We start from the raw sequence: 11,150 nt of genomic DNA, 5'->3' as shown, positions 1-11,150 counted from the left end.
CGCAGATGATCGAGGTCGTCCGCGTCCTCATAGCCGCAGGCGATGGCGAGAATGCGCGCGCGAAAGATGCTGTCCAGCGAATGGGTGATCAGCAATGGATTGCGCGGATCGGCGATGACGGCGGCGAATTTGTCCGCCAGTCCCAGCCGGCGCTCGGCTTGCCCCAGCAACATCACGCCGGCGTCCGAGGTGATGCGTCCGCCGTCGAATGCGGCGGCGATCTTCTTACGGCCAACGGCTGGAAACGAAAACGGCGGAAGGCTATCTTCAATCATGGCGGGTGTGGCTGTGATGCGATGGCGCGAGGGATCAGCGTAAGCAACTAATCCATACGCTAAATCAAAGCCTTACGCCACATCCGCCAGCCCAAAATTACCGCCTCGCTGAATAAGATGGGCTAGTGCCAAGAGTGGACCTTCCCGTATAGTTCCATAATTGGCCTTATGCGACTTGTAGTGTCTTCTTGGCGTGGTGGCCGGAAAAATCTGGACGCCTCCAAAAGCCTCTGGCCAAATCGGCGTTGAGTTGATTCACTTGGTCATGTCGCAAGGGGATCGCGGCCATGGCGAAGGGAACGCCCGGATTTTTTGATGTCGACGAACGGCTGGCGGAGCTGTCGGCGAAGGGCGACGATCTTGAGCGCGTGAAGGCGCTGGTCGATTTTGAGATGTTCCGGGCAGCGCTGGAGGCGGCAGTGCCGTAATGGCGGATGCGATGGAATCCGCTTGGCAGCACGTGCATGAGAAAGCGGCGGATATCATTACACCAATGTGGAGAACGGGATGACGTTGCGCCGTTACTGGTCCACGGCGGCCTGCCGGGCCTGCTCGATAAAGAGCCAATGCACGCCATCCAAGGAACGCCGGATCACCCGGTGGGAGCATGAACATGTCGTTGAGGAAGTCCAAAGACGGCTCGACACAAATCCCGATGCCATGCGGACGCGGCGAGAGACGGTTGAGCACCCCTTCGGCACGATCAAGGCTCGCATGGGCGTAACCCACTTCCTGATGAAGCGGCTGCCGAACGTCGCCAGCGAGATGGCGTTGCACGTCCTCGCCTACAATCTCACGCGCGTCTTGAATATCATGGGGGTCAGGCCGCTGATGGCGGCAATACAGCGATAGTCGCGGCCTCCTCGAGTGGCTCTCCGCGCGGCCCAGAAGAGCCTTGGAATGGCCCGAGAAAACCCCAGGGGGTGCCACCCACTCGAAAATATCCAAACTCCGCGAAAATGATCGCCCCAGCGTGCGACCGCTATGGCGGATGCCGTCGTGCTTACCGCAAACGTGTTTTCACACAACCAAGACCCTAAGCAGACCTTCGATCCGCCTTTACCGACAAGCGCATGTCATTCCGCGTAAGGGGCTCCATGCGCGTTGCAACCTGATACCACCAAAGGACAGCCAACGCCTTCGCGGTGTTCTGCATCGCAGCCGTCAGCTATATGAGTCCGGGCCTAACCTCGACCGGTCTTTCGGTGTAACTCCTTCAACAAAGAATGAAACTCATCAGGCATAGGTTCGGCTAACACCTGCGAATATTTCAGTTGCAGTTGCTCACCAAGCTTCCTGAGACTGTCGGCAAAATCAAGAGATGGAGGCACGCCTCTCCAGTCAGGGGGCTTTTCGCATTGCATTGCACGTTCTCCACTACCTTTTTCGTGCAGAGCGGCGCGGGCGGCCGCGATGCCTTCGCATCGCGAGTTCGGGGCGACCGCCGGCGTCATTTGGCCGTTTGCGCCGTTTGCCCGCTTCATTGCCTGGTCAACTCCGCATCTTTTCCAATTGAATCGCATCGGCTTGAATCGCATCAACTCGCGAATCTCGACGTTATCGAGATTTCAGCGAGCTCGGTCATCATGTGCGTTTGCGTTCCATTGGCACCGGCGCCTTTCGTCAGGATCGCCGACAAAAGCCCCGGATAATTATCGAGGGCGTAGTTCAGGATGTTTCCCTGACGACGCGAAAGCTTTTCCTGTTGCGTCATTAACCCGTCGGACCAGTTTCTCGCTCGCCTGGCCATCCGAGACAGAGAGCAGATGAAAGTCGGCAGGCGCGTAAACCACTCCTCGCGGCGATATGATTGAAACGTTGCCCTCGCCTCCATGGATAAGTCTCAAAGCCAGAGCGACGGCCTCAGAGCCGCTTCCACGAGAATATGCGAAGCTTACGCCCCTTTGCTTGATGCTTACGATATGGCTCATGATCAACCTCCGTTCGTTCATCTTTTCATCGCCGCCTAAAGCTGCAGCTGATGTTGAACCGCGCAGAGATAAAAGCGTTGAGTATGAGAAGAAACTGATCGGTCCCGGCAGGAGCGCGGGGGGATTTACCGGGACCGATAGCTTGCGACGCTGCGCGTTCCGTTTTTCCTGAGCAGCCCATCAAGACTGCTTTCGCTCATCGCCCCACTTTTGTGCGAGGCTTGAGGTATCTTCTGGTGTTGACCTCAAAATTCTGAGGCCAACTTACAGCGTATGCGGGCCGAAGACTCGATATCTGTGCAAAATTGCTCACACTCGAAAAAAAGTTGAACTTGATCAGGACGCTAGCGACACGTGACCCAACTATAGAGGGACCATGATGGCCACTAGTTCCAATGGCGTCTTCGACGTGGACGCGTTCCTCGTTACCGTGAGCGAGGGAATCAGCGTCATCAGTCCAAGCAAGGGTCAGGCTGTCTTTTCGCAAGGCGCCCCGGCGGATGCGCTGTTTTATATTCAGAAGGGTAAAATCAAGATCACCACGGTGTCCAGGCACGGCAAGGAAGCAGTAGTGGCGATCCTTGGCGCCGGCGATTTCTTTGGGGAAGGATGCCTGACTGGGCAACCACGGCGCATCTCAACCGCAATTGCGATGGTCGCCTCCTCGATCTCTCGTTTGGATAAGGCAACGGTGATCCGCGTCCTCCATGATCAGCCTGATTTCACAGAACGCTTCTTGGCCTATTTGCTGGCGCGCAACAGTCGAATGGAAGCGGACCTCATCGATCAGCTTTTCAACTCTAGCGAAAAACGACTCGCCCGGCTCCTTCTTCTTCTCGCCAATTTCGGTAAGGAAGATGCGCCGGAGCCGGTGGTGACGAACGTCAGTCACGAAACTCTCGCTGAGATGATTGGCACGACTCGATCTCGAGTCAGTTTCTTCATGAACAAATTCCGGAAATTGGGTCTCATCGATTATAATGGAACGCTTAGGGTGCATAGCTCGCTGCTGGGCGTCGTGCTTCACGACGGACCGCACGCCGTTCACAGTTCGAAAGCGGCCGATTTAGACCAAGATTTCGAATGAGACGTGTTATCGCACAGCGCATGATGAGCGTTTGGTTCTGTCAATTCACACGCTCGTCTTGTTAGCGTTCCCCGCCAGTGCGACAATGGGGCGCTTTTCAGAAATGGCTTGCTCTTGCGAAGGGCTAAACGTCCGCATCTGGCGCGAAGGAGCCGTTGACGAAGGGCAAGTCGTAACGAGACTCGGTCATTCCTACCTAAGGGCACAACCGTGGATAAAATACCGCTCCACTTTGATTTCTGAAATTTTTCCTTGGGAATCCCCATTGCGTCGCCGCTTGGGCGAGAGCGCTAAAATTCTTTCCGAGTGACGATATTCCAGAGAACGACCAAGTGACGCGCATCGGCTTCGGCGCGGTGACGGCGCGGGGCCAATTCGGTCGCTTGAGCTCTCACCCGCGCATATGAGGCTTCATCCAATCCGCTATCGGCGGCGGCTTGCGAAATCAGAATTCTAGCGTCGGTCCTGCGAACCGTGAAAGTCGCATCGAAGCCTGCGGCGTCAAACAGAAGACGGAGCCAAGCTTCGTCATGCGGTGCGTCGGAGAAGAGTTCCCGCCCTTGCAGCACGAGGTTCATACGCTGGGCGACCTCCCAGACCGGGCGACCGCCGCGGCACAATTGCTCAAAACTGATTCCATGCAATCTTTCGGCGGCGCGATCCCAGCTGTCTTTGACCGGCCACTCCGCTGGCGGCCGAATGAGATGGCTTTCGGATATGACGCCGCCGGTTTCGGGATCGGTAAACGCCCAGCCGATTTCGATTGGATAGCCCTCTAGATCGGAAGCCTCGCAATCAAAGAAAACAGGTTCGGCGATTGTCATGGTTCCATCGCAACAATGAACGTAGGACCTTCTGTTCATGCGTCGCGAAGACGATCTGATCGCCTCCGATGCCGCGCCCTCTATCGAGGATTGAATTGTCGAACCAAACCAATACGACGGCGGCCTGGGGGCCGCCGCCAAGCTTGACTTCAGAAGCTTGCCGTTGGCGGCAGCAGGCCGACCTGAGAAAACCGGCGCGCGATGACCGGGTCGTCAGGCCAACTGCACCATCTAAGCTTCATCACGTCGTCGAGAATTTCGACCACTTCTGCCTCATACCAACCTTGGTCGGGGCCGGTCGTGGCGAGCACGACGCTGCCGACGCCGATGTCACCCCAGCCCCCAGGCAGCTTTACCTGAGCTATACGACCCCCGCCGCTGCCGGCCCCAGCGCCGCCTTGGCCCTCAGGCGAGCCTGCCGAGGCCGTACAGGCCAGCTTGGGGCCCTTGGCGGGTAGCCCCTTGGCGGGCAACCCAGCGGCGGCGGCGATTGATTGATACAGCCCCGCCCGCACAAAAGGAACGAAAGCCCGCCCGCTGGCGAACACCCGCCCCCGGGGTAGCTTGGCCGCAAGCGCCTGAAGCTCGGCCGTATCTAGCGGCACAACCCTCATGCCCATCAGCCCCGCCGCCTTCGTGGCCAGTTCGGCGCTTTCTTCGTCGAAAGTCGAGGCGTGCGGTTTGCGCGTGTCGTCGAGCCCCATGACGATCAGCACAGGCGTGGCGTCATGCTGGGCGACGTGCTTTGGCTTGGCGCTCATGACAGGCCTCCGGAAAAGACGAAGGGGGCCAGAGGCCCCCGTGTCGGTTGGATAGTCGATGGTGCGCGTGGTGGCCGGCGAAGCGACGGCTTTAATCGAGTTCTCACGTGGCTTTTCCTATCACCTTCAGCGAAGCGAAAATGCTCGCCGACGACGACCATAAAGGATTTTATTCCTATTGTCAAGATCAAGGTTACGACCTTCGTCGCCGCCAAGGGCGGAATTCAGCCACGAGGGCCCTTCAGCGCCACCCGGTCACAATCCTCATATGCCGGGCAATAGCGGTTTTGGCACCGGCCTCGGTCGTCGATGCGGTTGCCGTTGCAGATGTTCCAACCCCAGGCGGCGCAGAATCCCCAAAGCGCGTGCTGGACGAAACGCGGAAAGATCGCTGGATTTGCCGGATTGAACTCTCGAGCGTCGATCCGATGAGCCAGGCTCGAGACAATCGCCGCGCATCCATGAGGCGCGTAACATCCGGCTCCATAGAGATGCTCCGCCCCAAGCCGGCGGAGCGCGCCGGTGCGATGCAGGAAATTATGAACGAGCGTGTCGATGGCGATCATGCTCGCGCCGGTCGTCGCCCACCGCTCTCGTCGAGAATCGCCCGCGAGCAACAGGTCCGCCAACATCATGTTCCAGAGCTTTGGGCCGACGCCGGCGATATGACCGAGCGGTTCGATCAATGCCGCTTGCATCCGTTGTTCTCGTCCGAGCGCCCCCACGCCGATATCGGCCGCTTCCAATCGAGAATCGATCCAACCGACGAAATCGCCGCCGCAAACGTCACGGATAAATAGAAACAGGCTGTAGGCGGCAACGTTCAGCAAGCCTTTCCGAAGCGGATGTTTCGGCAAAGGACAGAATGGCTGAAGACCTGGTTCGGAGCATGTCCTTTCGCCCTTTCGATATCGACAAGCCTCAAAACGCCAGTAGCACCGCAGCTGGTCGCAAATCGGCGGCGCTCGCAACGCTGACTCGATGTCGACGTATCGGACTCCGCCGTGACGCGCGTCATAGTCGAGCGCGATGGCATCGCTGATACCCTGCAATGAGATCGAGGCCATCAGCCAGTCGAAGATCGGCCCCGTTTCGTGCCCGCTCACCGCATCTTGGATTTTCGCTTCAGAGAGTCGCGCGGTTACTTCAGCGAGATAGTTTTGAGGCGCAAGCAACAGCGCCGGCCGCGTGACACAAATCACGTAATCCCAAGCAAGAGGATTGTCGCGCATCTCGATCCTCGCGAACGAAGTGTTCGCAGTGGTAGCGCGTCGAAAATAGCGAGTGTCAACTCAGACGCCGAATTGAAAAAACCGACGTTATAAGCGCGCAACCCGCGACGCCCGCGCGGCGCGGAAGCCGCCCCGTAAAACGAATTAGTAAGTGTAGCCGCCCGGCCGCTTTGGATGTGCCAAGCGAGTTGGCGCTACCCCATAGGAGCTTCAATGCAGGATCGTGAAAAACCGAACCGGCAGTTGAGCCTCTATGCCTAAACGATTGAGCACCTGTGCCTGCATGAGCCCATGCCTGATTGGTCGTCATACCGACCCTGAATAACAAAACATGAAAGAGAAACACATGACACATAGCACAGCAAATCGAACCGACAGACGCCAAAACACAACCGACTGGATGTCATCTTCGAAAAAGCAGCAGCTCGTCGAGAGTTGGTGCGGCTTCGTCGAAAAACATGTCAGCAGGGGTTGGACCCCCTATTTGCTCACATTTCAGTTCAGAGAGATTGGAGGCCCGCGCCAACAGGTAGCTCATGAAATGGAGAAAGACGTCGAGCGCGTTTTCGCGACGTTCTTGACCAGGGTGGTGAGGAACCCAACATCGCGGCGGAGCGTTGGCAAACTTCCAATATGGATCGCCTCCCCCGATTACCCTGTCCGAAAAAACGACAAGCAACCAGTGGGGGATTTTTGCATCAACGACGGACGGCATATACAGGGGATATGTTTGATGCCGCCGAAATCACGCCTGAAAGAGCCCTTGAATGAGCATTTCGAAGAATACGCCACCCTATACGTGCGAGCGCCTTTTCCACTCGTGCTGATCGACGCCGAACCCATCACCAAGACGTCAGGCAAGGCAACTGACTACACGCTGAAAGCGCTCAAGAGCGGCCGTGCAACAAACGATGAGATCGTCGTTTTGCCGCGCGCGTTAACGGAGGTTTCCCGTCCCAGTTAGATGGGGAAACATATGGACGAATGCAGCGCCGGCTATTTTTCGTCGGCGCTGCATTCTCTGAATAGCTTATTCGGGATAATCTATTTGCCTCGCATCCAGGATCGCGATCTCCAACTCAGGCCCCTCGCGTCCTCGCAGCTGGACCGTCAGACTCGCGTACGAATCCATCGGGAGTCCCAAAATGCTTGCGCCGTTTTCCTCCATGCTTGCGCAGATATTCACGAACGCTGGCTTCTTCCCTACAAGGCCGCGCTCAACTTCCCCACTCCGGGCCATTTTGGCCGCCGCCCTCGCAGGATTCTTCGTTAGACCACCCTGTGTAATTATGGATTTCTTCCTTTTCGCTTGTGCTCGCGCCAGCCTTTCAATTCCGCCGCCATCCTCGATTGCTGCCGGCATCTCTGTCGGGTCGACCCCCCGCGCAACAAGTGGCTGAACAGCCTTGAACCACTTGCTGGCTACCTTTGGCGCATTCAGGCCAGCTATCCGAAGCAGCACGTATCGCAGCGCCTTATCTGGCTTAGCAGGATTCGGCTTGCTTTTTCTTGCGCTCCAGATTTCATCGTCACAAAACGCCCTCCAAGCGCTCTCATTTGACTCTAAGTAAGCCGCTACTGCACACCCCTTCCCGATCACCCGACGCATGATGACTCGTTTGGTTTCACACGCCGCCTGGAAACAGTTATGGAGGCATACGATTTCCGCTTCGACATCCCTTTCTGACGCTGCATTTATTTGCGGCGCGATCAACGCCATCACTCTCTTTTTGACAGGTGTTGGGGGATTGCTCGTGGAGCCCAATTTCGCTTGAAGCGAAATTGGAGCGGTTCTGCCGAAATTAGCTGCGTCGTCCGCCAAGGGGGAAGGCTCGCCCGTCATGACGCGCCTCCCTCGTTGCGAGGGCGCATTAACGCGCGAACGTCTTGAACCCAGAAGCACGTCACGCGCGGCGAGATTTTGACGGGCGTCAGCCGCCCGTCCTTGACCATTTGCCAAAATTGCGAACGGCTTATTGGAAGCGGCCCGTGGGGACGCCGAATTTCGCGTTCACGCACCAGCCCCGACTCGGGCAGGCCATCGTCATAGTTTTCCATCGCAGAATACCTCTCCTGCGCCGGCGTTTCCACCAGCGTCGCATTTCGTCACGATTTTCGTGAGAGCGAGGAAAGGTTCTGTAGGCGCTCTTCAAGATTCAGAATCGACATTGTCGATGCTAGACAATATAGCGCCCAAAGGTGATCATGACAAGCGCGCGCCGCATGTCTTCATACTTTGCTACGGCTCTCGCATAGCGCCGGCTAGCGCCCAGTCAGATAGCTCGCCCACTCTTCCATGAGCGCCCGACGCCTGTCGAACAAGTCGCCCCGACGATAAGCCGCCTCCACCTTGTTGCTAACTGTATGGGCGAGAGCCATTTCACATATTTCTTGCGAGTAGCTGGTGCATTCGGCCGCCCAGTCCCGAAAAGAGGACCGGAAGCCGTGAGCGGTAAACGGCACATCCATTCTCCGCAGAGTCATAAGGAAGACCATGTTGGACATCGGACGAGTATTCGTTCGACCTGGAAAAATGAACTTGCTTCCTGCGCTGAGCAGCTTGGCTCGCTCAAGAATTTCGAGGCACCGGCTACTTAGTGGCACTCGATGGGTTCTCGCGGCCTTCATTCGATAGTCCGGTATCGTCCAGACTTGCCCGAGTTCGTCGAACTCCTGCCATTTTGCGCCAAGCACCTCACCTGTGCGCGTTGCGGTGAGGATCAGGAACTCGAGCGCCAGGCGTGTAATTTCCCCTTGCTCGGAATCGCCCCGCAGTCGCGCGATGAAGGTGGGAACCTCTGCGAAAGGCATCGCGGAATGATGCTCATTCCGGTCGCGTTGCTTAGGCAACCCCTTGCCGACTCCTTCGACGGGGTTGTCGCCGGCTCGATATCCCGCCGCCTTCGCCCAGCTCAATACCGTGCCAATCCGCTGTCGAACACGGCGCGCCGTTTCTGGCTTCAATAGCCAGATCGGAGAAAGGACGCGCAGGACGTGGGGACTATCGATCTCGTCGACCGGCATATCGCCGATCAAGGGTAAGGCGTATTGCCGCAGCGTGTTCATCCACTGTGCTGCATGTTTTGAGTTCTTCCAGCTCGGCAGATGCTCATCAAAGACCCGCCGGGCAGCCTCGCTGAACGTAGGCGCTTTTGCCTCCACCCGCCGCCTTTCGGCAAGTGGATCGCCGCCTTCACGAGCGCGTTTTCGGTAGCTGAGCGCCTTTTCTCGCGCTTCGGCCAGCGAAACGAGGCTGATCCCGCCGAGCCCAATGTCGCGCCGCCGACCCTGCACGACCGTTCTCAACATCCATCTCTTTGCGCCCGATGGATCTACGACTAGATAAAGGCCATTTCCATCGGCGTATCGGCCCGGTTCCTTCAAAGATCGAACCTTGAAAGCAGTCAGCGCCTTTTCTGGATGCCTCCCTCGTTTCGGCATGCCTCCGCCCAATCCAGACGACCCACATTTTTACCCACATCCTATTCCGGCTTTAATAGGACGGCAACAATCTTGACTGGACGGCGAAATATCTGCAAACGCAATCAAAGCAGATGCTTGTGAGACGAACCTGAACCTTCCTGGAATCCATGTGTGGCGGACGCCCCCTCCGCCACTACATGGAATTTCGCTGCGGGATCGGACATGGACGGACCCGCTTCAATTGAAATTGGCCACGTCAGCACATAGCGCGTCGATCGTCCCCCGCCCTGCTTGATAGCCCTTCTCGACCAGTTGCCGAAAATGCTCCTTGAGCGTGCTGCGGCTGAGCCCGGTCGCTTTGGCGATCTCACCGATGCTGACGCGGCCGTGTTCTGAAGCCGCTCGGCGCCAAAAGCGGACCTCGCGCCAATCTGGTTAGCCGGTCTGAGACCATAGCGCCGGGCGCGGCACGCCGCGCGCATTTCCTGCTGCGCCGAGACCAGATACAAAGTGACGGAGTGGCGTCTCTTTCACTCGCGCGCGCACCGAAAATGCGCGCCAGTTCAGTCGATATTCCAAAATCCAGCTCAAAGGGAATGGCGTGATCCAGCGGTTCATATGGCTTGCTGTCGGCTATTGGAAAGGCCAAACGCGACGTACCGCGTGGTTTCTGTCAGTTGGATTTCTCATCTGCCTCGTCGTCAACACTTACATGGCTCTGGCGGTGACTCGCTGGAGCAAGAGCTTTTTCGACGCGCTTCAAACGCATGAAGTCGATGAAGTGATTCATGGAATTCTGCGACTCGCGCTCTTGGCCGGCGGCGTCGGTCTTGCCTCAATCGCGACCACTCAGTTTCGCATGAGACTTCAGGTCAGCTGGCGACTCTGGCTCACAGCCTCGCTCATCGAGAAATGGCTGGTGAACGAGTCTCGCCAAGCATGTGCGATATCTCCCGCAATAGATAATCCTGAAGCTCGCATCGCCGATGATGGTCGGTTGGCGATCGAGCTTTTCGTCGATCTCGCCGGCGGCGTCATCAATATCTTTTTGGTGTCGGCCGCCTTCATCATCGTTTTATGGCAGGTCGGGGGATCATATGAGCTTATGGGCGTCGTCATCCCCGGCTATCTGGTGCTCGCGGTCTTCCTCTATTCGGTCATCACCTCGCTTGGAATGTGGGCGCTGGGGCGACCGCTCGTGGCAAGTGTCGAGGAAAAGGCCGCCGCCGAGGGAAACTTCCGCTATGCGCTGACCCGCGCGCGTCATGAGTTCGAATCCAGAGCGATGGTGGAAGTCGACGAGGACACAGATCGCGATATTGGCGAATATCTGCGTCACCCTGTCGTTAAGCGGGTTCCGATCATTCCAAATCGGCTGCCCGAGATCGACGCCAAGGGCGGGAATCCGTTCGATAGATTTCTGTTGCTGCTCGCAAAGACCTGGGGACTCGTCATCCAGGGGCAGACAAAGATTGTTTTTTTAACGCATGCAAACAATCTTTTGGCGCCTGCGGTCCCCCTCTTGCTCGGCGCGCCGAAATATCTTGCCGGCGATTTGACGCTCGGAGATCTGATGCAGGCCGCCGCAGCCTTTTTGCAGGTGCAGCTTTCCCTCAA

The 11,150-nt window shown here is 57.4% G+C and carries 9 protein-coding genes and 5 pseudogenes; 5 read left to right on the top strand and 9 right to left on the bottom strand.

All coding sequences use genetic code 11. The features are described 5' to 3' along the window. On the bottom strand, positions 1 to 275 hold a 275-nt coding region (locus tag QZ964_RS13600), incomplete at its 3' end, for a transposase (RefSeq protein ID WP_292532188.1). Positions 276 to 562: 287 nt separating this feature from the next. Between QZ964_RS13600 and QZ964_RS13595 the strand changes: the two are divergent. Continuing rightward, positions 563 to 700, top strand: a pseudogene (locus tag QZ964_RS13595) (IS5/IS1182 family transposase); the annotation flags it as partial. Here the strand turns inward: QZ964_RS13595 and QZ964_RS13590 are convergent. Further along, positions 661 to 756, bottom strand: a pseudogene (locus tag QZ964_RS13590) (transposase); the annotation flags it as partial. The pseudogenes QZ964_RS13595 and QZ964_RS13590 sit on opposite strands and share 40 nt — an antisense overlap. A gap of 2 nt (positions 757 to 758) precedes the next feature. Here QZ964_RS13590 and QZ964_RS13585 point away from each other — a divergent pair. Then, positions 759 to 1,127 (top strand): annotated as a pseudogene (locus tag QZ964_RS13585) (transposase); the annotation flags it as partial. A gap of 332 nt (positions 1,128 to 1,459) precedes the next feature. Here QZ964_RS13585 and QZ964_RS13580 read toward each other — a convergent pair. Beyond that, a complete protein-coding gene (locus QZ964_RS13580; RefSeq protein ID WP_292532187.1) occupies positions 1,460 to 1,759 on the bottom strand; it encodes a NepR family anti-sigma factor in 300 nt (99 codons plus the stop codon). A gap of 826 nt (positions 1,760 to 2,585) precedes the next feature. Between QZ964_RS13580 and QZ964_RS13575 the strand changes: the two genes are divergently transcribed. Further along, a complete protein-coding gene (locus tag QZ964_RS13575) occupies positions 2,586 to 3,293 on the top strand; it encodes a Crp/Fnr family transcriptional regulator (RefSeq protein ID WP_292532189.1) in 708 nt (235 codons plus the stop codon). A gap of 290 nt (positions 3,294 to 3,583) precedes the next feature. On the opposite strand, the gene QZ964_RS13570 is transcribed toward QZ964_RS13575, so the two are convergent. The 3 genes from QZ964_RS13570 to QZ964_RS13560 form a co-directional block, all read right to left on the bottom strand. Beyond that, a complete protein-coding gene (locus QZ964_RS13570) occupies positions 3,584 to 4,117 on the bottom strand; it encodes a hypothetical protein (RefSeq protein WP_292532186.1) in 534 nt (177 codons plus the stop codon). 149 nt (positions 4,118 to 4,266) lie between these two features. Next, positions 4,267 to 4,878, bottom strand: coding sequence for a hypothetical protein (locus QZ964_RS13565; RefSeq protein WP_292532185.1), 612 nt, complete (start codon positions 4,876 to 4,878; stop codon positions 4,267 to 4,269). A gap of 224 nt (positions 4,879 to 5,102) precedes the next feature. Continuing rightward, positions 5,103 to 6,110: a hypothetical protein gene (locus QZ964_RS13560; RefSeq protein WP_292532184.1), complete on the bottom strand. Its 1,008-nt coding sequence runs from the start codon at positions 6,108 to 6,110 to the stop codon at positions 5,103 to 5,105. 346 nt (positions 6,111 to 6,456) lie between these two features. Here QZ964_RS13560 and QZ964_RS13555 point away from each other — a divergent pair, with 346 nt between their 5' ends. After that, positions 6,457 to 7,074, top strand: coding sequence for a hypothetical protein (locus QZ964_RS13555; protein ID WP_292532183.1), 618 nt, complete (start codon positions 6,457 to 6,459; stop codon positions 7,072 to 7,074). Positions 7,075 to 7,140: 66 nt separating this feature from the next. Here QZ964_RS13555 and QZ964_RS13550 read toward each other — a convergent pair whose 3' ends face one another. The 3 genes and pseudogenes from QZ964_RS13550 to QZ964_RS21540 form a co-directional block, all read right to left on the bottom strand. Then, positions 7,141 to 7,953, bottom strand: coding sequence for a hypothetical protein (locus QZ964_RS13550; RefSeq protein WP_292532182.1), 813 nt, complete (start codon positions 7,951 to 7,953; stop codon positions 7,141 to 7,143). A 419-nt stretch (positions 7,954 to 8,372) separates the two neighbouring features. Then, on the bottom strand, positions 8,373 to 9,551 hold the full coding sequence (locus QZ964_RS13545; protein ID WP_292532181.1) for a site-specific integrase: 1,179 nt from the start codon (positions 9,549 to 9,551) through the stop codon (positions 8,373 to 8,375). A 219-nt stretch (positions 9,552 to 9,770) separates the two neighbouring features. After that, positions 9,771 to 9,917: pseudogene (locus QZ964_RS21540) on the bottom strand (winged helix-turn-helix domain-containing protein); the annotation flags it as partial. A 217-nt stretch (positions 9,918 to 10,134) separates the two neighbouring features. Between QZ964_RS21540 and QZ964_RS13540 the strand changes: the two are divergent. After that, a pseudogene (locus tag QZ964_RS13540) lies at positions 10,135 to 11,150 on the top strand (SbmA/BacA-like family transporter); the annotation flags it as partial.

Source organism: Methylocystis sp. (assembly GCF_021731785.1).
Taxonomy (GTDB): domain Bacteria; phylum Pseudomonadota; class Alphaproteobacteria; order Rhizobiales; family Beijerinckiaceae; genus Methylocystis.
This window is presented reverse-complemented; position numbering and strand designations above follow the sequence as displayed.